Source organism: Rhodopseudomonas palustris, from assembly GCF_003031265.1.
Taxonomy (GTDB): domain Bacteria; phylum Pseudomonadota; class Alphaproteobacteria; order Rhizobiales; family Xanthobacteraceae; genus Rhodopseudomonas; species Rhodopseudomonas palustris_H.
The window spans coordinates 3933924-3958169 of record NZ_CP019966.1; the positions used below are offsets into that span (position 1 = coordinate 3933924).

At 65.0% G+C, this 24246-nt stretch carries 25 protein-coding genes and 1 riboswitch; of the genes, 13 read left to right on the forward strand and 12 right to left on the reverse strand.

Annotation, left to right across the window (positions count from 1 at the left end):
* Positions 1–12: 12 nt before the first annotated feature.
* Complete coding sequence (locus tag RPPS3_RS18310) at positions 13–1494, reverse strand: hypothetical protein (RefSeq protein WP_107345337.1); 1482 nt, start codon at positions 1492–1494, stop codon at positions 13–15.
* Positions 1495–1678: 184 nt separating this feature from the next.
* A riboswitch (TPP riboswitch) is annotated at positions 1679–1816 on the forward strand.
* Between RPPS3_RS18310 and RPPS3_RS18315 the strand changes: the two genes are divergently transcribed.
* The 6 genes from RPPS3_RS18315 (at position 1805) to RPPS3_RS24525 (ending at position 8577) form a co-directional block, all read left to right on the forward strand.
* Positions 1805–2941 carry an FAD-dependent oxidoreductase gene (locus RPPS3_RS18315; protein WP_107345338.1) on the forward strand — a complete coding sequence of 379 codons (1137 nt, stop codon included), beginning with the start codon at positions 1805–1807 and terminating at the stop codon, positions 2939–2941. (Overlaps the previous riboswitch by 12 nt.)
* Positions 2932–3129 carry a sulfur carrier protein ThiS gene (gene thiS / locus RPPS3_RS18320; RefSeq protein WP_107345339.1) on the forward strand — a complete coding sequence of 66 codons (198 nt, stop codon included), beginning with the start codon at positions 2932–2934 and terminating at the stop codon, positions 3127–3129. Before RPPS3_RS18315 ends, thiS begins: the two co-directional genes overlap by 10 nt.
* A 254-nt stretch (positions 3130–3383) precedes the next feature.
* Positions 3384–4166 (forward strand): thiazole synthase, encoded by a 783-nt coding sequence (locus RPPS3_RS18325; protein WP_107345340.1) that lies wholly within the window; start codon positions 3384–3386, stop codon positions 4164–4166.
* On the forward strand, positions 4153–4761 hold the full coding sequence (locus RPPS3_RS18330; protein ID WP_107345341.1) for a thiamine phosphate synthase: 609 nt from the start codon (positions 4153–4155) through the stop codon (positions 4759–4761). Before RPPS3_RS18325 ends, RPPS3_RS18330 begins: the two co-directional genes overlap by 14 nt.
* A gap of 233 nt (positions 4762–4994) precedes the next feature.
* On the forward strand, positions 4995–6920 hold the full coding sequence (gene thiC / locus RPPS3_RS18335) for a phosphomethylpyrimidine synthase ThiC (protein WP_107345342.1): 1926 nt from the start codon (positions 4995–4997) through the stop codon (positions 6918–6920).
* A 640-nt stretch (positions 6921–7560) separates the two neighbouring features.
* The gene (locus RPPS3_RS24525; RefSeq protein WP_159060694.1) at positions 7561–8577 is read left to right on the forward strand and encodes a hypothetical protein; all 1017 of its coding nucleotides are present in this window, start codon (positions 7561–7563) and stop codon (positions 8575–8577) included.
* 100 nt (positions 8578–8677) lie between these two features.
* Here RPPS3_RS24525 and RPPS3_RS18345 read toward each other — a convergent pair whose 3' ends face one another.
* The 5 genes from RPPS3_RS18345 to RPPS3_RS18365 form a co-directional block, all read right to left on the reverse strand.
* The gene (locus tag RPPS3_RS18345) at positions 8678–9067 is read right to left on the reverse strand and encodes an ester cyclase (protein WP_107345344.1); all 390 of its coding nucleotides are present in this window, start codon (positions 9065–9067) and stop codon (positions 8678–8680) included.
* A 244-nt stretch (positions 9068–9311) separates the two neighbouring features.
* Positions 9312–9842 carry an REP-associated tyrosine transposase gene (locus RPPS3_RS18350; RefSeq protein ID WP_107345345.1) on the reverse strand — a complete coding sequence of 177 codons (531 nt, stop codon included), beginning with the start codon at positions 9840–9842 and terminating at the stop codon, positions 9312–9314.
* Between the two features lie 63 nt (positions 9843–9905).
* On the reverse strand, positions 9906–10418 hold the full coding sequence (locus RPPS3_RS18355; RefSeq protein ID WP_107345346.1) for a hypothetical protein: 513 nt from the start codon (positions 10416–10418) through the stop codon (positions 9906–9908).
* Between the two features lie 304 nt (positions 10419–10722).
* The gene (locus RPPS3_RS18360; protein ID WP_234819987.1) at positions 10723–11169 is read right to left on the reverse strand and encodes a hypothetical protein; all 447 of its coding nucleotides are present in this window, start codon (positions 11167–11169) and stop codon (positions 10723–10725) included.
* A gap of 19 nt (positions 11170–11188) precedes the next feature.
* A complete protein-coding gene (locus RPPS3_RS18365) occupies positions 11189–11851 on the reverse strand; it encodes a hypothetical protein (protein WP_107345348.1) in 663 nt (220 codons plus the stop codon).
* A gap of 943 nt (positions 11852–12794) precedes the next feature.
* On the opposite strand from RPPS3_RS18365, the gene RPPS3_RS18375 reads away from it, so the two are divergent.
* Complete coding sequence (locus RPPS3_RS18375; protein WP_107345350.1) at positions 12795–13079, forward strand: hypothetical protein; 285 nt, start codon at positions 12795–12797, stop codon at positions 13077–13079.
* 169 nt (positions 13080–13248) lie between these two features.
* A complete protein-coding gene (locus tag RPPS3_RS18380) occupies positions 13249–13437 on the forward strand; it encodes a hypothetical protein (RefSeq protein ID WP_107345351.1) in 189 nt (62 codons plus the stop codon).
* A gap of 17 nt (positions 13438–13454) precedes the next feature.
* On the opposite strand, the gene RPPS3_RS18385 is transcribed toward RPPS3_RS18380, so the two are convergent.
* Complete coding sequence (locus tag RPPS3_RS18385; protein ID WP_107345352.1) at positions 13455–14747, reverse strand: flavin-dependent oxidoreductase; 1293 nt, start codon at positions 14745–14747, stop codon at positions 13455–13457.
* Between the two features lie 294 nt (positions 14748–15041).
* Here RPPS3_RS18385 and RPPS3_RS18390 point away from each other — a divergent pair, with 294 nt between their 5' ends.
* Positions 15042–15596 (forward strand): hypothetical protein, encoded by a 555-nt coding sequence (locus RPPS3_RS18390; protein WP_107345353.1) that lies wholly within the window; start codon positions 15042–15044, stop codon positions 15594–15596.
* On the opposite strand, the gene RPPS3_RS18395 is transcribed toward RPPS3_RS18390, so the two are convergent.
* A complete protein-coding gene (locus RPPS3_RS18395) occupies positions 15589–16017 on the reverse strand; it encodes a hypothetical protein (protein ID WP_107345354.1) in 429 nt (142 codons plus the stop codon). The genes RPPS3_RS18390 and RPPS3_RS18395 overlap by 8 nt on opposite strands.
* A 193-nt stretch (positions 16018–16210) precedes the next feature.
* Here RPPS3_RS18395 and RPPS3_RS18400 point away from each other — a divergent pair, with 193 nt between their 5' ends.
* Positions 16211–17161 carry a YiiG family protein gene (locus RPPS3_RS18400; protein WP_107345355.1) on the forward strand — a complete coding sequence of 317 codons (951 nt, stop codon included), beginning with the start codon at positions 16211–16213 and terminating at the stop codon, positions 17159–17161.
* A gap of 141 nt (positions 17162–17302) precedes the next feature.
* Here RPPS3_RS18400 and RPPS3_RS18405 read toward each other — a convergent pair whose 3' ends face one another.
* Complete coding sequence (locus tag RPPS3_RS18405; RefSeq protein WP_107345356.1) at positions 17303–17917, reverse strand: hypothetical protein; 615 nt, start codon at positions 17915–17917, stop codon at positions 17303–17305.
* A 309-nt stretch (positions 17918–18226) separates the two neighbouring features.
* Between RPPS3_RS18405 and RPPS3_RS18410 the strand changes: the two genes are divergently transcribed.
* Both RPPS3_RS18410 and RPPS3_RS18415 read left to right on the forward strand, forming a co-directional pair.
* The gene (locus RPPS3_RS18410) at positions 18227–19306 is read left to right on the forward strand and encodes a hypothetical protein (RefSeq protein ID WP_107345357.1); all 1080 of its coding nucleotides are present in this window, start codon (positions 18227–18229) and stop codon (positions 19304–19306) included.
* Positions 19307–19425: 119 nt separating this feature from the next.
* A complete protein-coding gene (locus RPPS3_RS18415; protein WP_107345358.1) occupies positions 19426–20064 on the forward strand; it encodes a collagen-like protein in 639 nt (212 codons plus the stop codon).
* A 44-nt stretch (positions 20065–20108) separates the two neighbouring features.
* Here RPPS3_RS18415 and RPPS3_RS18420 read toward each other — a convergent pair whose 3' ends face one another.
* Positions 20109–20375, reverse strand: a complete 267-nt coding sequence (locus RPPS3_RS18420; protein WP_107345359.1) for a DUF2277 domain-containing protein — start codon at positions 20373–20375, stop codon at positions 20109–20111.
* A 154-nt stretch (positions 20376–20529) separates the two neighbouring features.
* On the opposite strand from RPPS3_RS18420, the gene RPPS3_RS18425 reads away from it, so the two are divergent.
* A complete protein-coding gene (locus tag RPPS3_RS18425; protein WP_107345360.1) occupies positions 20530–21159 on the forward strand; it encodes an SOUL family heme-binding protein in 630 nt (209 codons plus the stop codon).
* A gap of 17 nt (positions 21160–21176) precedes the next feature.
* On the opposite strand, the gene RPPS3_RS18430 is transcribed toward RPPS3_RS18425, so the two are convergent.
* Both RPPS3_RS18430 and RPPS3_RS18435 read right to left on the reverse strand, forming a co-directional pair.
* Positions 21177–22382, reverse strand: coding sequence for a DUF1501 domain-containing protein (locus RPPS3_RS18430; RefSeq protein ID WP_107345361.1), 1206 nt, complete (start codon positions 22380–22382; stop codon positions 21177–21179).
* Entirely contained in the window at positions 22369–23949 is a 1581-nt protein-coding gene (locus tag RPPS3_RS18435) for a DUF1800 domain-containing protein (protein ID WP_107345362.1), read from the reverse strand. Before RPPS3_RS18435 ends, RPPS3_RS18430 begins: the two co-directional genes overlap by 14 nt.
* Positions 23950–24246 lie beyond the last annotated feature (297 nt).

Here is a 24246-nt window from a genome sequence, read left to right on the forward strand (position 1 = left end):
CGGCGGGAATTATCAGCGCGGCAGAGTGACCGACGGCGCCGGGTTCGGCAGCGCACCGGGCTTGCGCTGGTGGATCACCGCGAGGTCATCGGCATAGACCTTCTGCCAGCCCTCTGTACGGTCGAGCAGCTTAGCTGCCGGGCTGCTCGGGATCAGCAGCGTCGCATCGACGGCGTAGGTATCGAGAAGGCGGAACAGTTTGTCGGGCACGCGCAGTCGGACCGCGTCGTCGTGATCGACCACCAGCGTCTCGCCGAACAGTTCGGTACGGCCGTCGATGAAGGTCGGCACGCCGTTCGCGATCAGATAGCCGCCGAAGTTGTAGTCGTTGAACACCCGCTTGGCTCCGAGCCGCTTGAGCTCGGCGACCGCGGCCTGCGGCGCGAACAGCGAACGCGGCGCGAAGCTGTGCCACGTCGCAAACGCCAGCGTGCCGCCGACCGCCAGCGCCAGCAGCGCAGCGGTGAGGCCGCGTGACGAGGTCGCCGCTGCGGCCGGCGCGGCGACGCCGCATTGCGCGGCCAGCGGCGCGGCGAGCACCAGCGGCGCCAGCAGCGCCAAGAGTTCGAGATTGCGGCTGTGGCTCAGCGCCATATGGATCAAGCCGAGCAGGATCAGGATGCGCACCGGCGGCAGCGTCACGCCGCGCAGCAGCGCCAGACCGAGGCCGCCGAGCAGCGTGATCTCGAGCACGCCGATCTTGGAGAAATCCTCCGGCGCCCATTCACCGATCCGGCTCAGCGCCTCGCCGAGCGACAGGATCTTGCGCGACGCCAGGATCGAGTCCCAGCCATAGGGCGTCAGGCATCCGGCGGCGAGCGCGAGCACGCCGAACAGCGCCCAGCGCAGCAGCAGCGCGACGCGGCGCGGTCGCTCGGCGGATAGCACCGCATCGAGCGCGAACGGCGCCACCAGCGCGATGCCGAATACGAAGCCGCCGTGCAGATTGGCCCACAGCGTGATCAGCGGCAGCGTCCACAATGACGGCACGCCGCGGCGGTCCGCGGCGCCGACCAATGCGCCGACCCAGGCCAGCATCACCGGCATTGCCAGCACGTGCGGCCGCGCCAGCATGTGCGGGGCGGTCAGCGCCAGGGCGGCGGCGGCGAAGATCACGGTGGCTGTGTCGTTCAGCCGGGCGCCGAGCAGCCGCGCCAGCAGATAGAAGGTGCCGCCGAGCGCGGCCGCCGTCATCACCACCGGCCCGGCCCAGCCGGTAAGCTGATAGCTCGCCGCGAATGCGACCTGCGCCAGCCACTGCGTCGAGATCCACGGCTGGCCCGCCATTGTGAACGAGTAGCTGTCGGTCCACGGCACCGCGCGGTGATCGATGATCCACTGCCCGATCGTCACCTGCCACAGCGTATCGGGATCGTTCAGCAGCCGGTCGCCGGAGATCAACAGCAGCGCATAGACGCCGAGCCCGATCGCCAGCGGCCACAGCCGCGGCCTGGCGAGGCTGATCTGGTTGGCGTCGGCAACGGTGATGGTCATGCAGCGGCGCTCGCTTGCAGGTTGCGGCTGCGGCGATCCAACACGCCGGCGGATAATTTGGCGTAAACCGGAACACGCGCGGCGGCGCCGCCCGTGCGACGAGGAACCCGGCCTGCTGCGCGGCTTTGCCCACCAGCATCGCACCAAAGGCACGTTGACACGGCAGGGCATCGGCCTACATTGAGCCCGTTCCGAGGGGGGCTCCGACGAGGAGCTGAGATACCGCACGCTCGCCGCTTCGATTCGCGAGGCACAGAGACCGCGGTGACCCTTTGAACCTGATCCGGGTCATGCCGGCGAAGGGACAGGGATGCATCAGACAGTCGAAGGCCGCGGCGGGGCCGAATCCGCCAATCTTTCCGCGTTTGCTTCCGTTGCTTCGGCTTCAGTTGCTTCGGCTTCAGCTTCTTCGGCGCTGACCGCCGCAGCGCTGCGCAGCGAGAAGCCGGACCTGCGCAAGGACGCGCCGGTGTCGGTGATCGGGGCCGGCATCGCCGGCGCTTGGCAGGCGCTGCTGCTGGCGCGCGCCGGCCGCAAGGTTAGTCTGTACGAGCGCGGCGACAACGAGATGACACAGGCCACCAGCCATTGGGCGGGCGGCATGTTGGCGCCGTATTGCGAGGCCGAGGGCGCCGAGCCGATGGTCAGCCAGATCGGCATGCGCTCGCTGGAGATGTGGCGCAAGGAATTCCCGGACGCGGTGTTCAACGGCTCGCTGGTGGTGGCGCATCCGCGCGACCGCGCCGACTTCGAGCGCTTCGCCAAGATGACCACCGGCCATCAGCGCGTCGACGCCGACGGCATCGCCGAGCTGGAGCCGGCGCTGGCCGGCCGGTTCCGCGAAGGCCTGTTCTTCCCGGACGAAGGCCATGTCGAGCCGCGGCTGGTGCTGGCGCGCCTGCACGAGCGGCTGATCGAGGCCGGCGGCAGCATCCATTTCGAATCGGAAATGACTCCGGAAGATCTCGACGGCCTGGTGATCGACTGCCGCGGCCTCGCGGCCCGCGACAAGGCCCCGGAGCTGCGCGGCGTCAAGGGCGAGATGGTGGTGATCAAGACCGCCGAGGTGGAGCTGTCGCGCCCGGTGCGGCTGATGCACCCGCGCTGGCCGCTCTACGTCATCCCGCGCCAGAACAATCACTTCATGCTGGGCGCCACCACCGTCGAGAGTGAAGACGAGCTGGTGATGGTGCGCTCGGCGCTGGAACTGCTGAGCGCCGCCTATGCGGTGCATCCGGCGTTCGGCGAAGCCCATATCGTCGAACTCGGCGCCGGGCTGCGTCCCGCTTTCCCCGACAACCTGCCGCGGATCGCCATCGGCAACCGCCGCGTCGCCACCAACGGCCTGTATCGCCACGGCTTCCTGATGGCGCCGTCGCTGGCCGAGAAGGTGGTGGCCTATGTCGAGCGCGGCGAGATCGACAATCAGGTGATGCGATGCTTGTGACCATCAACGGCGAACAGCGCGAGGTTCAGTCCGCCAGCGTCGCCGCGCTGATGGCCGAGCTCGACTGCACCGGCGGCCACTTCGCCGTCGCGCTCAACTACGACGTCGTCCCCCGCGGCAAATGGGACGAAACCCCCGTCACCGCCGGCGACGAAATCGAGATCCTGACGCCGCGGCAGGGGGGATGAGGATGGCCGCGAGCCACGCGCACCTCGTTCACCCTCCCCTTGAGGGGGAGGGTCGGCACGCAGGCCGCGTAGCGGACTGCGGGACGGGGTGGGGTGAGCCGCGGGCACTGCGGATGAACTCGTCGCCACCCCACCCCGCTTGCTGCGCGAGCGACCCTCCCCCTCCAGGGGAGGGTGAAATCCTCGCGTCGCCCCTCACCCCGGCCCTCTGCCGCAAGCGGGAGAGGGAGCAGTCCGTGCTCGGAGCTGACAACATGGTGAAATTCTACGACCGCGAATTCGGCTCCCGCCTCTTGATCGGCAGCGCGCTGTATCCCTCGCCGGCGATCATGCAGGACTCGATCCGCGAGTCTGGCGCCGAGATCGTCACGGTGTCGCTGCGGCGCGAGACCGCGGGCGGCAAGGCCGGCGATCAGTTCTGGTCGCTGATCCGCGAACTCGGCGTCACCGTGCTGCCGAACACCGCCGGCTGCCGCGGCGTGCGCGACGCGGTAACCACCGCCAAGCTGGCGCGCGAGCTATTTGCCACCTCCTGGATCAAGCTGGAAGTCATCGCCGACAACGACACGCTGCAGCCGGATGTCGTCGGCTTAGTCGAAGCAGCTTCGATCCTGATCAAGGATGGCTTCGAGGTGTTTCCCTATTGCACCGAGGATCTGTCGGTGGCGCTGCGGCTGGTCGATGCCGGCTGCCGGGTGATCATGCCGTGGGCGGCGCCGATCGGCAGCGCGCGCGGCATCGTTAGTCGCGACGCGCTGAAGCTGCTGCGCGATCGGCTGCCTGATATCACGTTGGTGGTCGATGCCGGCCTCGGCGCGCCGAGCCACGCCGCGGAAGCGATGGAGCTCGGCTACGACGCCGTGCTGCTCAACACCGCGATCGCCAAGGCCGAAGATCCGGTGACGATGGCGCGCGGCTTCAAGCTGGCGGTCGAGGCCGGCCGCACCGGATTCGAAGCGGGGCTGATGGGCGCCCGCGATTTCGCTTCGCCCTCCACCCCTGTGATCGGGACACCGTTCTGGCATGCCGTATCCTGACCGTTTCTATCCCGTCGTCGACAGCATCGCGTGGGTCAAACGCCTCGCCGCGCTCGGCGTCGGCACCGTGCAGCTCCGCGCCAAGGACCTCGACGACGGCGCCGCACTGCAGCTCGTCACCGACGCGCTCGCGGCGGTGAAGGACACCAGCGTCAAGCTGATCATCAACGACTACTGGCGCGCCGCGATCGTCGCCGGCGCCCAGCATCTGCATCTCGGCCAGGAAGACCTCGCCGAGGCGGACCTCGCCGAGATCCGCAGCGCCGGGCTGACGCTCGGCCTCTCCACCCACGACGACGCCGAACTCGAAACCGCGCTCGCCGCCGAGCCGGACTACATCGCGCTCGGCCCGATCTTCCCGACCACGCTGAAATCGATGCGGTTTGCCCCGCAGGGCATTCCGAAGATCACCGAATGGAAGAAGCGCGTCGGCAACATCCCGCTGGTCGCGATCGGCGGCATCAAGCTGGAGCAGGCCGAAGAGATCTTCGCCGCCGGCGCCGACTCGATCGCGGTGGTCAGTGACGTGACGCAGAACCCCGATCCAGACGCCCGCGTCCGCGCCTGGCTCGATTTCGTCGCCGAGAAGGCGTGATGAACGACTTCAGCGGCCGCGACCCGCGGCGCCCTCACCCCAGCCCTCTCCCGCAAGCGGGAGAGGGAGCAGGCCGTGCGTGAGGCACCGCCGCGACCGAAGCGCTAGTTCCCCCTCTCCCGCTTGCGGGAGAGGGTCGGGGTGAGGGCGACACGCAACGTGCCCTCACCGCTCCGACCGACAACACGACCGAACCAAGCGGCCCGAATAACAACCGATAACAGGAGGATGGCATGAATATCCGCTCCAATCCCGAGACCACCCGCGCCGCCGTCACCACCGGCGCCCTGCCCTCCTCCAAGAAGATCTACGCCACGCCGGCGACCGCGCCGGATCTGCGCGTGCCGCTGCGCGAGATCATCCTGAGCGAAGGCGCCGGCGAACCGAACCTGCCGGTGTACGACACGAGTGGCCCCTACACCGATCCGAGCGTCGTCATCGACGTCAACAAGGGCCTGCCGCGCCCGCGCACCGAATGGGTCAAGGAGCGCGGCGGCGTCGAGCAGTACGAAGGCCGCGACATCAAGCCGGAAGACAACGGCAATGTCGGCGCCGCCCATGCGGCGAAAGCCTTCACCGCGCATCACCAGCCGCTACGCGGCGTCGGCGATGCGCCGATCACCCAGTACGAATTCGCCCGCCGCGGCATCATCACCAAGGAGATGATCTACGTCGCCGAGCGCGAGAATCTGGGCCGCAAGCGGCAGCTCGAGCGCGCCGAAGCAGCGCTGGCCGACGGTGAATCGTTCGGCGCCGCGGTGCCGGCGTTCATCACCCCGGAATTCGTCCGCGACGAGATCGCGCGCGGCCGCGCGATCATCCCGGCCAACATCAACCACGGCGAGCTCGAGCCGATGATCATCGGCCGCAACTTCCTCACCAAGATCAACGCCAATATCGGCAACTCGGCGGTGACCTCGTCGGTGGAAGAAGAAGTCGACAAGATGGTGTGGGCGATCCGCTGGGGCGCCGACACCGTGATGGACCTCTCCACGGGCCGCAACATCCACACCACCCGCGAATGGATCCTGCGCAACTCGCCCGTCCCCATTGGAACTGTGCCGATCTATCAGGCGCTGGAGAAGTGCGAAGGCGATCCGGTCAAGCTCACTTGGGAGCTGTACAAGGACACGCTGATCGAGCAGGCCGAACAGGGCGTCGATTACTTCACCATCCACGCCGGCGTGCGGCTGCAATACATCCACCTCACCGCCAGCCGCGTCACCGGCATCGTGTCGCGCGGCGGCTCGATCATGGCGAAGTGGTGCCTGGCGCATCACAAGGAGAGCTTCCTCTACACGCATTTCGACGAGATCTGCGACCTGATGCGCAAGTACGACGTGTCGTTCTCGCTCGGCGACGGCCTGCGGCCGGGCTCGATCGCCGACGCCAACGACCGCGCCCAGTTCGCCGAACTGGAGACGCTCGGCGAGCTCACCAAGATCGCCTGGGCCAAGGGCTGCCAAGTGATGATCGAAGGCCCCGGCCACGTGCCGATGCACAAGATCAAGATCAACATGGACAAGCAGCTCAAGGAGTGCGGCGAGGCGCCGTTCTACACGCTCGGGCCGCTGACCACCGACATCGCGCCAGGCTATGATCACATCACCTCCGGCATCGGTGCCGCGATGATCGGCTGGTTCGGCTGCGCGATGCTGTGCTACGTCACGCCGAAGGAGCATCTCGGCCTGCCCGACCGCAACGACGTCAAGACCGGCGTGATCACCTACAAGATCGCCGCCCACGCCGCCGACCTCGCCAAGGGCCACCCCGCCGCGCAGCTCCGCGACGACGCCCTCTCGCGTGCCCGCTTCGAATTCCGCTGGCAGGACCAGTTCAACCTCGGCCTCGATCCGGACACGGCGCAAGCCTTCCACGACGAGACCTTGCCGAAGGACGCCCACAAGGTCGCGCATTTCTGCTCGATGTGCGGCCCGAAATTCTGCTCGATGAAGATCACCCAGGATGTGCGCGACTACGCAGCCGGCCTCGGCGACAACGAAAAAGCCGCCCTCTACCCGGTCGGCCACGCCGGCATGACCATCTCCGGCACCATCGAAGACGGCATGGCCCAGATGAGCGCCAAGTTCAAAGAGATGGGAAGCAGCGTGTATCTCGATGCGGACAAAGTGAAAGAGAGCAACAAGGCGCTGTCGTAAGGGCGACAGGCGCTCACCAAGCTACAAACGTCATGCCCGGGTTCGACCCGGGCATCTATCGGAAAATGAAGCGGCCGGGCGAAAGCCCGGCCGCTTCGTTGACAACCAACTCTGCGACATATTTTTCAGCGAGCGGGTCAACCGCATCGCTCGCCCCCTATTCTTGCGTGGACCTAAAAGCGAATAGCAACCCTCCACCACAACAAATCGATACCATTCGTTGGAGAGGCAACCTTGAGCCCAAGAGAGATCCTTGAAATCGAGTATAGATCCCCACAATCGACGACACACCCCAGATCGATCGACTTTTTTGAAGCCAGCGCGCAATCTGATTAGGACGCCTGGTCGCCACGGCGAGAGCAACGACAACCACAACAGCAAGGTTGGCAGAAGACGTATTGATTGACCAAATATATATCAGCCCAATCAGACAAATGGATAGCTCAACACACAAGCGCGAGCTGATAGATAGCTAGCAGACTTAAACATGAGATACCAACGAACCTCTCCAAGCGATCGATTGTTGCACAACACAGCCACCATTTCGCGAGGCAGACCTTTCGCTCCCCGCCATTTAAGCTGATCAATTCAATCGAAGAACAACCCCACGACTACTCGATAACGAAAGACATTGCGTGAAATGACCCAGAATGACGTAGCACCCTCCTCTAATCGTCATCCCGATCTACTGACTCATCTCGCCCTCAAAGCAATCAGATTTTTCGCTTCGCTCCCAACATCGATCCAATGGACAATATTAACGATTCTGAAATCTATACTCGCATCGTCGATCCTTTCACTCCTAGCCATCTACGCAACCGCTGCATTCGCAATTCGAAACGGATTCCGGGTTCCAGTTGAGAACACTCCTTTCATCCAGTTCGCAATCGCACTAGGAACATTTGTCAGCTTCGCAGGAACGATCGCCACATTCACCTTACTAATAGTAATCATCGACAACATAGAAACGCAATTTGAAATGGGCTTTCGCCTTCTGCGAAAAACAATCGGCACCCTGAAACCGGTCTCATACAAAAGTCGATCACGAGCAGTGAAGACAATCGAAATCGCCCAATGGGCCACGAAGACAATCTTTGGCAGCCGTTTCACGTTGTTGATCGCCTTGTTGGGATTCGTTTCCAGCGCAGCAACTTTGATATTTCCAAAAACGTTCACATACCTCGCGATTCCGGGAAGCAGCTTTATCGGACCCATCGACTTCGCGGGTAAAATGTTCCTGGCCTCAATCTGCACGTTGGCAATCTGGTGTGTCACCAACGAACTGACCTGGATTGCAGCGCAAGCATTTGCAGCGCTGATAATACTACTTTTCATGGTAATCGGACTATTTACTAACGATGTATATGGATCCTTCCTCAGAATCGTACGGTTTGGCGGTGGAATAGAGGCATCATTGACTTTCGTCACCAACGACAAGGGCCAAGAGCAAGCGATAGTTGGCAATCTTCTGATCCTGACGACAACTCACGCGATCCTGCTCGAAAAAGAACGACACGACATCGTCGAGATACCCTCCAAGAATATCACGATGTTTCGATATTCGTCGGACCCCGCTTGGGAGCTACCCAATTACATAACAACCAAACAGTTGAAATACATTGACCTCGATATCATTCATGGAACCCGTAGCCCGTAGGGCGGATTAGCGAAGCGTAATCCGCCGGCACTTGGACGCAAGCTCTGCCGCCGTTTGGCGGGTTACGCCTTGGCTAACCCGCCCTACAGCCGCTATCGGCTCACGCGAGCTGCGCTACGACGGCGGCTTTGTCGATGATCGACCAGACTTCCACGATGCGGCGATCGGAAAACGCGTAGAACACGTTTTCGGCGAAGCGGACTCGTCTGCCATTGACGGCAAGGCCGAACAGCTCGCCCGATGGGGTGCAGTCGAACCACAGCCGGCTCGCGACCCGCGGCGGTTCGGATACCAGCCATTTGATGTCGAAGTGAAGGTCAGGGATCGCGCGAAAATCCCGCTGCAGCATATCGCGATAGCCGGTAAGCCCGACCCGCTCGCCGTTGTAGGACATATCCTCGCCGACGAATTGGTCCAGCTTCGGCCAATCCTGCCGGTTCAGGCAGGCGATGTAGCCGCGGTAGATCTCGGAGAGTTCGGCGGGGGTCATCGGATCATCCTATTTGACCATGGCGGATGACGCTTCGCTCAGCCGCGCGACGCCATCTGTATGATGATCCCGCAAAGCTGAAGCAGTTCCACCTCCACACCGATTTGCCCTGCAACTCATGATCCACGGGATCACGCAGCCGTAGGGCGGATTAGCGTAGCGTAATCCGCCCTTGCGCCAAGGCACCGTCACGTTGGCCCGGCGGGTTACGCCTTCGGCTAACCCGCCCTACGGTCAAGCGACGCTAGGCTTCGCCGAACTCACCTTCGACACTGGCATCACCCGCCCAGTCGAGCGGAAACACCCCGCGTCGGACGTCGCGATGGAACGACGAATACGGCCAATCCTGCACACGGCTAACCAGCCCATGCTTCACCGGGTTGATCATGCAGTAGTCGACGTGGTGCGCGTAGTCGGCCTCATCCCGGATGAGATGCTCCCAGAACCGGCGCTGCCAGATGCCACGTTCGCCCAGCTTGGCACGGACCGCGCTCAGCCGCTCCTCTTTCGGCAGTGCCTTTGCGAAATGCGTCTTGATCAGCCGCCAGCGGGTCGAAAAATCGGCATCGCCGGGCGGCAGAGTCCACACCGCGTGAAGATGGTCTGGAAGCACCACGACGGTATCGATCTCGAACGGAAAGCGCTCCCGCGTGCGCGCGACCGCGTCGCGCAGGGCGGTGATGTGATCGACCAGCAGTGTGTTGCGGCGTTCGAGCAGAGCGACGGTGAAGAACCAGCATCCGCCCGGAACGAAGGCACGACGGTAGTTCGGCATCGGGCACCTCGTACGCAGATGGCGGATTACGCTCCGCTAATCCGCCCTACGATCGCCTCTCCGCTACTTCACCGCCGCGCGCATCGCTTTCCAGTCGAAGCCTTTCGCCGTCGCCAGCGCTTCGTCTTCGCCGAGGCCTTTGAACGACAGCGACAGTGCGGCGGAGGGGCCGAGCGCGATCAGGATGGTGCCGGACTTGTCGCTGGCCTGGAACGTCCGCGTCACCTTGAAGCCGTCGATGGTGGTGGTGTTGGCCGGGCCGTGGCTGGCCTCGGTCTTCATCCCGGTGCCGCCGGCCGCCAGCCGGCTTTGTGCCGGCGCGCCGGCGAGCAGTTGGACGCTGACATGGATCTCGCCGCGCTCATAGCCGCGCTGCGCCACCACGATACGGCTACCGCCGTCCTGCATCGCCAGGCCGCCGAGCTTGCCGGCTTTCCAGCCCGGCAGCTCTATCAGCAGCGGCGCGTACGGCTCCAGCCCGTCCCCGGCGCGCGCCGGCGACCGCGGCTCCAGCACCGCTGCGGCCAGCGCGGGCAACGCGACAGCCAAACCAGCAAAACGACGACGCGCGATCATGGCAACCTCCGGTTCAAGACAGCGCCCCAACCTAACAAGGCCGCAAGCCGCGGCATTGATCCGAGCGCACGATCGCCGAAGGTCGCAGGCATCGCGTGGAAGACCCAAGCGCGCCGGATCGGACGCAGGCCGCATCGACACGACGCCATCCCCGAACCACGACGTCCGCTGCGCTCAAGCCGTCCGACGAGCTATCCGCTCCGCGCTGATACCGGTTCGCCTGAGTGGACCGGATCGGCAGAGCCGCGTCTGCGAGCTGCGAGCCCCGCGCCAACGCCGCTCGCGAGATCCTCGCCCTCGCCTGTCACGGCTTTCGAAAGCCTTCAAGCGCCCGCCGAACCGCCTCCTCGATCAACGCCCGGCTCCTATCCAGCTCAGCGGCAACCTCGGCGGCGCGGGCCGGCGAGATCAGCTTGCCCTCCGCGCAATCGAGCACGAGGCCGACCGTCGCCTCGGCGTAGGCGGCTGCGGCGAGATAGGCGGACACTCCAGCGTCGATGTCGCCGCCCCAGCGAAACGCGAGCGCGTATCGCCAGGACCGCTCGAACGTCACTTTCGGCGTCTCGGACATCAGGACCTTCGCGTCCCAATGATCGCACTCGAACGCCGACGGCCGATCGCGAAGCACGACGGGCAACGCGCCGTGGCTGCTTGCAAACGGGGTCGCGGCCGACAGCCGTAGCGGGAAACCCTTTGCGTCGATGACGCTCTGCCAGTCCGCCATCGAACTCAGCTTCTGGTCCGACAGCACGTAGATTTCCATCGACATGTCAAATCCCTCGGGTAATCGGGCGCGCCCGCGAACGCGACCTGAAAGTGCTTAGAACAATCTGCTTTCGCGAAATTCCTCGGACGACATTCAGTTCGAAGACGGGGGTGTCCGGCGCGGCCCGCGTCTTCGCCCGAAGTTCGTCCGCTCGGGCCCGCGATATCGTCTGGGCACCGGTTTTGACATCATAGATCGCGATAATATCCCCTTGCACATTACGGAGCGTTGCATCGGTTCTGATCGTTCCGGCGAGCCCGTAGTAGGGATCAACGGTGTCGAGACTGAAACTCCGTTCGATGTCTCCCACGCCTGGAAGCCCCTGGAGCCTTAACGCTACCCCGAACGCAATGTGGACGGCGGTGCCGTACAACGCAGGCGACATTTTCGGTAAGTATTCCAACGCCCCCATGACGCGAGCGAGCGTATTACTCAGCGCCACCGATGTTTCATCAATCTCCGCGATGCCAGTGAAGAATCCGGTCGAGGTCGACACCTCGACACCACTCTCGAGCGTCCATCTGCCAAGTTCGTTACGAGGCTGCTCCTCTCTGAAGCCGGCTTTGATCGTGGAACGGGAAAGCCGCCGTTCTCTAAGTTCGACTCTGATCGCCGCAAGTTCGGCTCTCCACCGCAACAGATTCCATTTTTCGAATAACAACGACATTGCTCATCAGCTCCGCGCTTCGTCAAATTCATCATGTCTGCATTTTTTCCTATCGCGACACATTTTGGATTTATTCCTGAGACAGAATAATTTGCCTGTGTCCTGTCAGCGAACCTCGCTGTGCTAAGCGTCGTCGAGCAGGACGGACCGTTTCGCCAACCCAACCGGCAAAGTGATCGCTCGCGAGACTGACATCGAGCAGCGAAGGTAGATGCGGCGATCGCGCCAGCGACACGGTCACTGCCCGGCTGGATGGAGCGCTGCGAAATCCGGGACGCAGCCTTGCAATGTCTCGGTCTTTCGGATCGGCGTTCTCACTCCGCCGCAGGTGCGGTGGTTATGGACTCCGGGCTCGCGCGGAGCCTGTCATCGGGCCGGCCGAAGGCCGGACCCGGTGGCGCGCCCCGGAATGACGAACGAGAGGGTATCCACGACGTCATGCGCGGGCTCGACCCGGGCATCCATCCATTGATAACCCGCTGTGTAATCGTCGCCCTCGTCCAGATGATGGGTCGCCGGGTCGAGCCCGGCGACGACGCGAGGGGCGCAAAAGGTCCCGATACCAAAAGATCGCCGCTGGTGGGCGCGCCGTGAGGCGATGCGCGATGAATCGCAAACCATCGCGACCAACCACCAACTTTGCGCCAAGCGGCGCGTCCGTCCCTCGTCGTGACGACGACGGGCGCAAACCTCGGACGCTGCGGCGCTGCGGCGCTGCGAGAATGTGGCTGCATGTCCAGGGCCGAACTAATTGCACGCTTCCTGCCGAACGACACTCCATCATACCGGCATGTGCAACAAACGGTGCATTCGTCATCATTGTCGAACGCTCCACAGGCGCGATTTCGGCGCGCACTCAGCTTTAGATTGTGCCCGATCAATGCTGCGCGCCGGCAGGCTCCTAAGCTCGGCGGTGAACTAACAACCTGAAGGAACGTTGGTCATGCCCGCATCCGACGTACAGACCTTGCATGGTTTTCTGTTCGCCAAGCTCGCCGCGATCGGTTCCCGCAGCGAAACGCCAATCTATTATCTGCAGCATTTCGACGACAGCGAGCAGCGCATCGCGATCGATGCCCGCCCGTTCAACGACGAGCCGAAGCTGCGGCCCTATCTCGCCACCAAGGTGACGGTGACCGGCACGCAGGGGCCGGAGTACTTCCACGTCGCCTCGATCAGCCGCTGCGCGTCGGATACTCACGGCTGCGGCATCAACTGGGGCGGCTAAGCCGGCGGCGGCACGGCGCGCACGCGAACCGAAGACCGCGGCAGCGATGCGCGCCGCTGCGCCCCCCGGACGGACGGCGTTAACGATCGTTTAACGATACCAAAACGCTGACGCGAACCAGACAATTGTCGTCGCGATTAGTATCGCATCACAGCAATGGAGAGATGCGATGAGCGAAGCGACGTTGATACTTCCGAACATGCGCGGCGGCTGCGCCACCGCCAATGGCAAGGTGCACACGCTGTTTCAGATCAACAGCCGCGTCCGCCGTCCAATGGCGCGGCCGGTTGCCGCGACCTCATCGCCGCCGGCGGCGAATGATGATCACGCGGCGGATGATAGCACCCGCGAAGGCTGAGTCCGGCGCGCCGCAGCTCACGCCGCCGCCGGCTCCTTCACCCGCGCGCCGGGCTGAATCGTCGGCGGCGCGGCGTTGAGGTGATCGATCGCGAAACCGGCGGCGGCCTTGTAGCCGGCCATGAAGGCGGCGCGCTCGGCCGGCGGGATCACGTCGTCGATGTTTTCGAAGGTGCCGCCGCAGCGCTCGTCGACCAGGTTGAGCAGGCCGAACGGACCGGCGCCGCGATTGCGCAGGATCAGCTGCGAGATCGGCCCGCACAGCTTGGCATCGAACGCCGCCAGCGCGGCTTCGGTGGCACCGTGCGTCACCATCGCGGCGCCGAGTTCGCGCGCGTCGACGATCGCCTGAGTGCCGCCGTTCGAGCCGGTCGGATACATCGCGTGTGCGGCGTCGCCGATCAGTACCACCGGGCCGTCGCGCCAGGTCTCGACCGGATCGCGGTCGATCATTGGATTCTCGTAAGCGGAGTCGGCCTCGCGGATCATCGCCGGCACGTCGAGCCAATCCCACACCCAGCCGTCGAAATGATGCGCGAACTCGGAGGTCGGCACCTGCCGGAACCAGCCCTGCTGCTTCCAGCCTTCGGCATTGTCGAGCGTGACCTCGGCGATCCAGTTCAGCATCGACAGCCCGGTCGCCGGATCCGGGTGCGAGATCGGATAGATCACTACGCGGTGGCGATGGGTGCCGAGCCCGATGAACGAGGCGCCGCTGCGGGTCGGTTTGCCCCATGTGGTACCGCGCCACATCACCGCGCCGCCCCAATGGATCGGCGGCTGGTTCGGATGCATCTGCGCCCGCACCGCAGAGTGAATGCCGTCGGCGCCGATCAGCAGCGCGCCGGTCACTTCCGAGCTGCCGCCATCGGCGTGCTCCAGCGTCGCCACGACGCCGTCAGCGGTCTTGCGATAGGAGGCGACGCGGCGGCCGAGCTGGACGGCGTCGGCACCGAGCCGCTCGACCACGCGCGCGTGCAACAGCATGTGGAAGCGGCCGCGATGCACCGCATATTGCGGCCAACGATAGCCGGCGGCATTGCCGCGCGGCTCCGCATAGATGTCGTTGCCGTTGAGTCCGACCAGCGCCCATTCCTTCGCCGGCAGGCCGACGCCGTCGAGGTCGGCTTCGGTGATGCCGAGGTCGAGCAGTTCGCGCACCGCGTTCGGCTGCAGGTTGATGCCGACGCCGAGCGGCCGCATCTCGCGCGCCGCCTCATAGACGACGCAGGGCACGCCGATCTGATGCAGCGTCAACGCCGCCGCAAGCCCGCCAATGCCGCCGCCGGCGATGATGACTCTGTCGCTCATGAGAAGGACGTCCTACCCGCTTGTGATTGCGACTTGCTGTAGCCAGCAACGCCCGGCGAGGCAAGCAAGGGCGGCCGACAGGGTGCGGGCGCGGCGCGACTGGTATTCGGCTTTCGCCGCGACGATGCCGCTTGACGAAGTCGAACATATCGGGAACATTCTGCAATCAGAAATTGCGGGATGATCAGCCAGGTTGCAATGGGAGGCATCGATGCGGTGTGGTTTTCTGACCTCCAGCGCAGCTTCGGTGCAGCGGATCACCGCCCTACCCGCCCCACGACAGGATGCCCGGTCGTGATTAGTCCGGAGGAAGGCATCACCACCACCCCGGACGCGCTACGGGTCAGCCCGGAAGCCGATCACGTCACAGGCCGCTGCGAGTGCTGCGGCCGGAGCAGCCGCCGTGTCTCGGGCACGATCTCGACGGAGGGCGCCGCAGTCGCGGCCTATCAGGCGTGGTGGACGGTCGGCCATGTCGCCGAACACGGCGCAGAGATCGACCTGATCTGCGGGCGCTGGGGCGACGGCGCCAGCCCGTCCGACCGCTTCGTCGTGCGCCTGCATCACTTCATCGCCGCGACCGGACCGTGGGTGATGGTTCAGGATGCCAGCCTCGCCGACGGTCTCGACCGGCTGGCGGCGCGCGCATTGCGGCGCGACGAGATCATCGGCACACCGCGCGCCGCGGAGGTGTTCGCGTTGTACGACGCGATCGCGCTGCAGGATGCGCGGCTCGCCGAGCTGTTCAACGCGCCAGCGCCTTGCGGGCACTGCGGCGCGCGGACCGAGCGCCGCAAGCTGGCGTCGCGGCGCGGTTGTTCAGGAGCGCGCCGTGGCCGAACTATTTGAACCCGATTGCCAGGCCCGACAGATCGAGATCGGCGATCAGGCCGACCTGCGAGCCGCTCAGTTCAAGCACCGCGCCCTTCTCGTTGCGCAGCACGATGGCGCGGGCGCCGATACCGACTGCCGCGCCGGCCCCGACCGCGCCGTAGACGCCGGCGACGTCGCGCGGCGAGCGGATGTTGCTGACCCGCCCGGCGAGCTGCGCCTTCGAGCCGCCGAACACCAGGCCGTAGGACAGGCCGCCGATCGACAGCGGATAGCGCTTGCCGTGGAAATTCAACGTGCCCGAGCCGCCGGAGCCGCCGATCACCCAGCCGCCCTTGTAGATCGTCAGCGTGATCCGTCCCTCGTCCGCCTGGGCGGGCGCGCCCAGTGCAAAGGGGCCGATCAGCACGGCAATCACGGTCCCCAGCAATCCACGCATCCCGCTCTCCTTTATCGCTCGCCCCTTACGGGCTTCGTCTTTCCCGTCTAGCACTACCATCGCGATTCGGGCGCCATGACGGTGAAACCACCACGGCGGCGACACCGGACCTGCAGCTTGTGCTGAACCGGTGTATCGCTCGCGGCGACAACGAACCGCGACGCTGTACCGATACAACAAAAAGGAGAATCGAATGGTTGCCACCCGCCGATCCGCTGTCAGACTGCTCGTCGGCAGTCTGATGTGTCTTGTCGTCGTGGCACCCGCACTCGCGGCCGAAACTCCGAACTCGTCGGACGCTCTCACCGAAAAGCTCAATGCCTATATCGGCTGCCTCAATCGGCTGTCGGCGCGCGCATTCGATTCCCGCGCGCGCTACTTCTCCTGGGCCGCCAAGACCGGCCCGACCGGCAAGGAACGGATCGTCTACGGCACCTACACGATCTACGACACCAAGGACTGCCGCGCCGCCGTCGAGAAGGCCAACGCGATCGAGCCGCACGAACCCGCGCTCGAAGCCGCAGCCTCTGCCTATGCGGACGCGGTCGGCAAGCTCGAGCCGCTGCTGAAGGAAACCGACGACTACTACACGCAGGAGAACTACAAGGACGACAAGATGGCGAAAGGCAAAGCCCTGCATCCCCGTCTGGTCGCCGCCTGGGATGCGTTCGCGGACGCCGACCGCAAGTTGCGCGGCGGCGTCGAGGTCATCAAGGACCGTCAGTCCGCCGAGAAGCTGGCGGCGATCGAACGCAGCGAAGGCCGCAAGGCGCGCTACCAGATCGAAGCCACCATGATCGACGCCAAGCGCGTGATCCGCGCGGCCGAGGCCGACAAGCCCGATCTGGCCGCGCTGACAGCGGCCATCGACGCTTATGGCAAGACCGTCGCAGCGAACGAGGCTTTCACCGAGGGCGAGCGAAACGCCAAGATCGGCTCGATGTTCATGTCGAACGCCAAGTCCTTTCTCGTCACCGCCAAGCAACTGATGCGCCGCCAGCGCGACAAGACGCCGTATTCGAGCGGCGAAAAGATGATGCTGAGCAACGCCGGCTCGGGATGGATGGTGGAAGGCTCGCCGCCGCGCCTGCTGCGCGACTACAATCAGCTGGTCGACTCCTACAATCGCGGCGCAGGCTTCTGAGAGGCCGACCACGGCTCGGTCGGTCGATCGGGTTTCCTCGACGATACGGCGCGGGCCGAACTGAATCGGTGAAGCCCCGCGCCGCATGCGATCGGCCTTTATGTGATGGATGCGGCCGCGCCGCATCCATCATCGGCATACTCAGCGATGTCCGGCGCGGCTACGCCCCGCCGCCGCGAGCGAAATGTAGCAGCCGCCCTGCATGCCGAGCTGGAAGCCGCCGTTATCCGGTATGAACAGATACTCCTGGCAGCGCCCGCCTGCGATCGGAATCCGGTAGTCGTACACGATCTGACCGGTGTTGATCGTGCGGTACACCACGACGCTGGTGGCCCGCGCGGCCGGCATGCCGTACTTGGCTTTGACCTGCTGCAGGCCGGCCTGCAGGTCGTAGGTGATGGCATGGTTGGAGAACTGCGCGACGCCGATCCATGTCGGGATCACGCGCTGTCCGAGGTTCTGCAGGCTGCCGTTGAAGTGGACGATCAGATTGTTGGGCGATCCGCTCCACTGACCGTTGATCAGATAGAAATCGTCGAACAGGTTGACGTTGGCTTGCGGCTCCTTCGTCGAACTTTGCGCCGCGAGATTCAGAACGAACTGGCTCTGAGACAGAGGTTCGAGATTGGCCGTTCTGAAGAAGATCGTGAGAGCAGGATAAGGAAGAAGGACTTCCGCTTGCGCACGCGCGGGCGAAACTGCCGCCAGCAGAACTGCGAAGACGCCGAACACACCGAACACCAGAGCTTTACGCATGGTTGTTCTCCATGTGCCGTTGCAGATGCACGGCGGCGGATCATAGTTGAGATTCAACTCAACACAACCTATGCGGGAATACCGATGAAGCCTCCAAGGCAGGCTTTCCAGTCTTGGATGATGCGCAACGCCAGCAATGCGCGAGGCAGTGACAAGCTTCATGCAACTCACATGCAGCGCCACTCACCTGATACCGACCATCGTCGAGGCCGGGTTCGATGGGTAAAACCCTGCCATTTTACGGGGTCCGGCTTCCGGCGCGGCGGAATTGACGATAGGTTGAGGCAATAGGTTTCCGAGGATTAAGCGGTGCTGCGCAAAGCTTTCATGAAAGTGTTTTCGGCCCATCCGGTCGAGACGATTGCCGCCTGCACCGGTCTGTTCATGATCGTGCTCGGTTTCGCGCTCGGCACCCAATCGGGCTGGATCTGGTTCTGGGGTCAGGTGTCGGCGATCTGCGGCGCCAGCCTCGCGACGCTCGCCGTGGTGTGGACGCTGCGCCAGCGCGCCGCCGAAGCGCGGATGGCCGCCAACCTCAACGTGCTGGCGCGCCAGCTCGAGACTTCGATCAGCCAGATCCACAAATCGGTGAAGGGCGGCCGCGACGAGTCGATTCCCGCCGCCGTTTACTTGGCGCAGATCGAGCAGTGCATCGACAATCTGATCGGCGTCACCCACGAGCTCGGCGAGATCACCGGCCGGCAGTTGCCGTTCGACGTGATCGAGATGCTGACCGCACGCGACACGCTGCAAATCGAGGCGCGGATCACCGACGGCCGCACGCCGGAGCGCAAGCTGGTCACCGAGACCGAGAACTGCCCGGCCTGCAAAAAGCAGGTCGAATTCCAGGTCGGCAGCCTGCCCGGCGACAGCGCCAAGCCGACCTGCCCGCATTGCGGCCAGCGCTTCCACGCCCACCGCTCGACCAGCGGCAACATCTTCCTGCGGATGCCGGGCGCCTCGCAGTTCACCCGCGCGGTGTCGGTGAATTGCCCGGTGTGCGCCAGCAAGATTCCGGCGAACATCGATCAGGGCAAGCAGCATTCGGAGACGCGCTACTGCTTCTCCTGCGGCGCCAAGGTCTCGATCGATCCGCTCGGCCAGCAATGCACGCTGCTCAGCAAGCAGGATCGCCTGCCCGGCCATGTCAACGGCGCCGGCACGCTGGTGTGCGAGAAGTGCAACGAGCCGGTGATCACCCTGACGTCGAACAGCGCCGGCACCTACGGCATCTGCCGCAAGGACGACGGTCTGGTGTTCTCGTCCGCGGCCGGCCCCGCCTCGCACGCTGCCCCCGCTTCGGCGCAATCAGCATCGCCGGCTCCGGCGGCAGCGGCCCCGAAGGCTGCGCCGAGCGACAGCGTGGCGCGGAGCGACGCCGCCGAGTAGCGCTGTGTCGCTGCGCACTGCACACGCTCGTGCGAAGCACCGCTGCACCGCCGCGGAATTGAAGCCGTCACGCAAGCTCTGGTAAAGTCACGCCGTCAGGAATCGTTTGGGGGCGTTGCGTGGCTGAAGCTGAATCCACCCGCCGCGGACGTCCGGGGCCGCAAGGCCCGCGCGGACGTCCCGGTGAACCGGGCCGACCAGGACCACAAGGACATCCGGGCCGTCCCGGCCCCGAGGGCCCCCGCGGCAAGCAAGGCCCGGTCGGCAAACCCGGCCCGCAGGGCAAGGCCGGTCCGCAAGGCAAACCCGGCGTCGCCGGCAAGCCGGGCCCCGATGGCAAGCCCGGTCCGATCGGCCCGCAAGGCAAGCCGGGCCCGCAAGGTCCCCGTGGTGAACAAGGCCCGCGCGGCGAGCAAGGTCCTCGTGGTGAGCAAGGCCCGCAAGGTCCACGCGGCGAACAGGGCCCGCGCGGTGAGCCCGGCCCCGCCGGTGCGCTCCCCTCGATCGAGCAGGTGATGCCCTGGCTGCACCTGATCTTCGACGCCTACGAAGACTACAAGGCGCAGCGCGCCCGCGAAGCCCGCGAGCTCGAAGAGCGTCTTGCCGCCGAAGCTCTCGAGCTGGCGGCGCGCGAAGCTGCCGAGCGTGAAGTCGCTGCCGCGATCGAAGCCGCGAATGCCGAAGCCGAGATCGCGCTCGACGACGAGGCCCATGCCGAGGGCGGCAAGAAAAAGAAGAAGCGCAAGCACAAGGACTGATCGCACCGCTTGCGTGATCCGTCTCGTTCGATGAGCCCGCGCGGTCAGCCGAACCGCGCGCGCGATCGTTCCCTCGCCTTCACCGCCTCGACCTCGCGGTCGCGCGGCGCGGCCTGGGTCTGCAGCGACAGCAGCAGCGTGCGGGCCACGTCGGTGATCTCGCTCACCGCGCGATCGAACGCGGCGGCGTTGGCCTGCGACGGCGCATTGAAACCCGACAGCTTGCGGACGAACTGCAGCGCGGCGGCGCGAACTTCGTCGTCGGTTGCCGGCGGCTCGAAGTTGAACAGCGTCTTGATGTTCCGGCACATGCAGCGGCACCTTTCGGCTTCGACAGACCATCGATGGTAATCGCATCCACCCGCGATACAACACGGAACCGCGCGACATAAAACCTTGCCGATGGCCGTGCGATGATTAGCTGACGTCAAGGAGCGCAACACAGCGCGGCGCGGAGACGGCAGCATGGCTTCGGCGATCTGGTACTACACGGTTCTGGTCGCCGAATCCGTCCTCGGCATCGTCGGGCTGCGGCTGTACGAGGAGCCGGCCTACACCGTGCTCGACCGGCCGAGCGACACAATCGAGATCAGGCGATACGCGCCGAGAGTCGCGGCCGAGGTCGATCTCGAGCGCCGCGGCAATGCCGACGGCCAGGCCTTCACGCTGCTGTTCAACTACATCGCCGGCGCCAATCGCGGCGGATCGGGCGCCTCCGAACGCGTGGCCATGACGGTGCCCGTCGACGTCGCACGGCCGGAGAAGATCGCGATGACCGCGCCGGTCGAAACCGCGACGCAGGACCGCATGACGCGGATGCGGTTCTTCCTGCCGGCGGCCTTCACGGCCGAGACTGCGCCGAAGCCCGACGACTCGCGGGTGCAGATCGTCACCGTGCCGGAACAGACCATCGCGACGCTGCGCTTCTCAGGCACCGGGCGCGACCTGCGCGAGCGCGAGCAGCAACTGATCGCCGCGCTCGCCAAGACGCCATGGCAGCCGGTCGGCGCGCCCTACGGCCTGTTCTACGATGCGCCGTTCACGCTTCCGTTCGTCCGCCGCAACGAAGCTGCGGTGGAAGTCGCGAAGCGCTGATCACACGAACCCGCCAATCAGACGAGACCAAGATCGGCCGGACGCACGCCGGCGAAGACCCGTTGCAGCGCCGCGGCATCGAGCCCGTACATGCGCTGCACCAGACCGGCGAACAGCGCGCGATAATCGGTCAGCACCGGATAGTCGCGGTTCTCGAACAGCGACGGCTGCGCCACCTTGATCTGCTCGCCGGCGATGCGGCCGCCATTGAGACCGCCGCCGAGCACCCAGTACACGCTGCCATGGCCATGATCGGTGCCGCGATCGCCGTTCTCGCGGAAGGTGCGGCCGAATTCGGAAATCACCACCACCACGCTGTCGCGCCAGGCCGCTGGCCCGATCTCCTCGCGGAAGCCGGCGAGCGCCCGGCCGAGCTCGCCGAGCCGATCGGCGAGATAACCGGTCGCCGCGCCCTGATTGACGTGGGTGTCCCAGCCGCCGACATCGACGAATCCGAGGTTGAACTGCTCGCGCATCAGCCGGCCGATCCGGCGCGCCGACAGCTCGAAGCCGCGCGGCGACACCGCACCACGATTAGCTTCTGTCATCTCGTCGGCGATCGACTTCACCACCTCGTCGCGCACACGAAAACCTTCGGCCACTGCGGACGCGAGCTTGGTCTTTGCGTACATCTGCTTGATCAGCTCGGCCTGGCGGTCATCCACGCCGGGCTTACCGACATTACCGAGTGCGATATTCGGAATCTCCGCTTGGCCGCGGAAAATCAGCGGCAGCTGTTCGGTGAAGGCGATCGGCTTCACCCGCGTCAGTTCCGCCGCAAGCCGGCTCATGAAGCCGGAGCGATAGTCACGCGAACCTTTGGTCGATTGCCCGAGTTCGATCGTGTCCTGGGTCTCGAAGTGACTGCGGGTGGTGTCATCGCTAGTGCCGGCGAATGGCACGAACGCGATCTCGCGGTTCGTCCATAGCGGCGCCAGGCTGTCGCGCAGCGCCGGATGCAGGCCCCAATCAGCATCGAGCACCACGGCCGAGTTCGGATTGCCGACGTCCGGCTTGGCGATCGCGAGGTTCGGCCGGGACTCGTAGTAGAAGCTGCTCGACACCGGCACCAGCACGTTGGCGGCATCGTAAGCGCCGCGCAGGAACACGACCAGCAGCTTGGCGTCGGTGGCCGGCGCGGCCCAAACGCGGCCCGCGATCGTGGTGGTCAATGCGGCCGGTGCGAGGGCCGCGACAGCTTTCAGCAGATCACGACGGTTCATGCGGAGCCTCCGCGCGTTGACGAACCATGAATTCGGGCGAGGACAGAAACAGCGTATTCCAATCCTGTGGCGAGATTGCCTGATCGAGTGCGCCGCGCGTGGTCGAACTCAGCGTCCGGCTGAGCCCGCCGAAATACAGCGCGTTCTGCAGCAGTGGAAACGCCGGGCGATCCTTGGCGTCGGCCTGCTCCGGCTTGAACAATCCCGCCGAGCCGGAACCGATCTGCCGTGCGATCTCGAACCGCAGCATCATCTGGCCCGGGCCGTTCCAGGCGGTCGCGGTCAGCGGATAGCCGTCCGGGGTCTGGCGCTGATACAGCCCTTCGCCGAGCCGGCCGAGCCAGCGCTGAATCGGAACGGTGTTGAGCACGACCTTGTCGTCATAAGCGAGCCGCACCGCCGAATACACGTAGCCGACCGGATCCTTGAAGCGTTCCGCGGTCTTCAGCGACGCATCGAATTCAGGCGCAGCGATCATCGCGGCCAGCACCTGGGCGATATCGCCGTCGGAGGCGGTGAAGGCTTTCGCCATCTTGTCGATCAGCGATTGCGGCGGCTCGTCCGACACGAAGTAGGTCGCGAGCTTGCGCGACACATGCTGCGCGGTCGCCGGATTGTGCACGATCAGGTCGAGTGCCTCGTCGACTTCGGCAAAGCCGCTGCCGCGGATGGTGTGGCCGAGGAAGGTCTTGTCGGAGTAATCGTGCCGCGCCGGGTTGAACTCGAACGCGCCGTCGCGGACCAGCTGCGGAGCCAGCGCCGGCTTCAGCTTCGGGTCCTCAGGCTTCAGGTCGATGCCGACGCCGGTGAGGATCTTGGCAAGCGCTTCGACATCGGCCTGGGTGTAGCCGCTGCCAACGCCCATGGTGTGCAGCTCCATGATCTCGCGGGCGTAGTTCTCATTGAGATGGCCGTTGGCATTGCCGGCATTGTCGAGATAGCGCAGCATCGCCGGGTGCCGCAGCGTGGCGCGCAACAAATCGCCGAACTTGCCAAGCGCATGGGCGCGGATCGCGCGGTCCTCATAGTCGCCGACCAGCAGGCGAAGCTCGGCCTTGCTCTGGTGGACGTTGAAATGGTTCAGCCAGAACCAGGTCATCCGCTCGCGGAGCTGCGCGGGAGCGTACAGCGCACGCAGGATCGAACGGCTCGCCGCCTGCTTGGCGCGGTCGTTCAGCGCCTGCTGGTACGCCTGCTTCGCGGTCTTGCGCGCCTCCGGATCGGTGAGTTGATCGGCATCCTTGCCCTGCGCCTGAAACGCATTGATCGCCGCCGGCGTCAGGCCGGCCGCATCGGGCATCGCGTCGATCTGCGCGGCGACCGGCTGCGGCAGCGCGCTGTCCGCTGCAGGGTGCAGTTGCTGATCCACCCAGCGCGCGGCGCCGAGCTTCTGGAATTGCGCCACGCTGGAGCCGTTGATGCCCCAGGTCAGCCGATCGATCAGCGCCAGATCGTGCACCGAGATCTCTGCAGCGCGGGCTGTCCCGCCGGTGATGATTGCGGCGATGCCGATCCCCAGGATCGCCGATCCTCGTGCGCTCCACCGTCCGGCCGTGTTGGTTCGCATCGCCGCATCCCGCTTGATCGTGTGGTGCCGGGATGATGCGCGCCGGGCTGCTGAACCGCCGCTGAATACATGGTGGCGGCAGCGTGGCTTCGTCGGCGGCCAGGCGCACGGGGGCCGAGCACCCGCGGACGACATCCGGACAACTACGTAAGGCATCTCAGCACACGACTTGCGTCGTATCTGCCTGATTACAGGTAACTATTTGCCGCGCGGGGTAATTCCAGAACCCCAATGTTAACCGTGGTTTCACGAGGTGAGGCGTAGTGCTGCCGGCGATGCGCCCGAGGCGCACCTGAC

Excerpts from the sequence above, each read along its gene's own strand:
- RPPS3_RS18310 (WP_107345337.1), bottom strand. The coding sequence starts at position 1,494 with ATGACCATCACCGTTGCCGACGCCAACCAGATCAGCCTCGCCAGGCCG.
- RPPS3_RS18315 (WP_107345338.1), top strand. The coding sequence starts at position 1,805 with ATGCATCAGACAGTCGAAGGCCGCGGCGGGGCCGAATCCGCCAATCTT.
- thiS (WP_107345339.1), top strand. The coding sequence starts at position 2,932 with ATGCTTGTGACCATCAACGGCGAACAGCGCGAGGTTCAGTCCGCCAGC.
- RPPS3_RS18325 (WP_107345340.1), top strand. The coding sequence starts at position 3,384 with ATGGTGAAATTCTACGACCGCGAATTCGGCTCCCGCCTCTTGATCGGC.
- RPPS3_RS18330 (WP_107345341.1), top strand. The coding sequence starts at position 4,153 with ATGCCGTATCCTGACCGTTTCTATCCCGTCGTCGACAGCATCGCGTGG.
- thiC (WP_107345342.1), top strand. The coding sequence starts at position 4,995 with ATGAATATCCGCTCCAATCCCGAGACCACCCGCGCCGCCGTCACCACC.
- RPPS3_RS24525 (WP_159060694.1), top strand. The coding sequence starts at position 7,561 with ATGACCCAGAATGACGTAGCACCCTCCTCTAATCGTCATCCCGATCTA.
- RPPS3_RS18345 (WP_107345344.1), bottom strand. The coding sequence starts at position 9,067 with ATGACCCCCGCCGAACTCTCCGAGATCTACCGCGGCTACATCGCCTGC.
- RPPS3_RS18350 (WP_107345345.1), bottom strand. The coding sequence starts at position 9,842 with ATGCCGAACTACCGTCGTGCCTTCGTTCCGGGCGGATGCTGGTTCTTC.
- RPPS3_RS18355 (WP_107345346.1), bottom strand. The coding sequence starts at position 10,418 with ATGATCGCGCGTCGTCGTTTTGCTGGTTTGGCTGTCGCGTTGCCCGCG.
- RPPS3_RS18365 (WP_107345348.1), bottom strand. The coding sequence starts at position 11,851 with ATGTCGTTGTTATTCGAAAAATGGAATCTGTTGCGGTGGAGAGCCGAA.
- RPPS3_RS18375 (WP_107345350.1), top strand. The coding sequence starts at position 12,795 with ATGCCCGCATCCGACGTACAGACCTTGCATGGTTTTCTGTTCGCCAAG.
- RPPS3_RS18380 (WP_107345351.1), top strand. The coding sequence starts at position 13,249 with ATGAGCGAAGCGACGTTGATACTTCCGAACATGCGCGGCGGCTGCGCC.
- RPPS3_RS18385 (WP_107345352.1), bottom strand. The coding sequence starts at position 14,747 with ATGAGCGACAGAGTCATCATCGCCGGCGGCGGCATTGGCGGGCTTGCG.
- RPPS3_RS18395 (WP_107345354.1), bottom strand. The coding sequence starts at position 16,017 with ATGCGTGGATTGCTGGGGACCGTGATTGCCGTGCTGATCGGCCCCTTT.
- RPPS3_RS18400 (WP_107345355.1), top strand. The coding sequence starts at position 16,211 with ATGGTTGCCACCCGCCGATCCGCTGTCAGACTGCTCGTCGGCAGTCTG.
- RPPS3_RS18405 (WP_107345356.1), bottom strand. The coding sequence starts at position 17,917 with ATGCGTAAAGCTCTGGTGTTCGGTGTGTTCGGCGTCTTCGCAGTTCTG.
- RPPS3_RS18420 (WP_107345359.1), bottom strand. The coding sequence starts at position 20,375 with ATGTGCCGGAACATCAAGACGCTGTTCAACTTCGAGCCGCCGGCAACC.
- RPPS3_RS18425 (WP_107345360.1), top strand. The coding sequence starts at position 20,530 with ATGGCTTCGGCGATCTGGTACTACACGGTTCTGGTCGCCGAATCCGTC.
- RPPS3_RS18430 (WP_107345361.1), bottom strand. The coding sequence starts at position 22,382 with ATGAACCGTCGTGATCTGCTGAAAGCTGTCGCGGCCCTCGCACCGGCC.
- RPPS3_RS18435 (WP_107345362.1), bottom strand. The coding sequence starts at position 23,949 with ATGCGAACCAACACGGCCGGACGGTGGAGCGCACGAGGATCGGCGATC.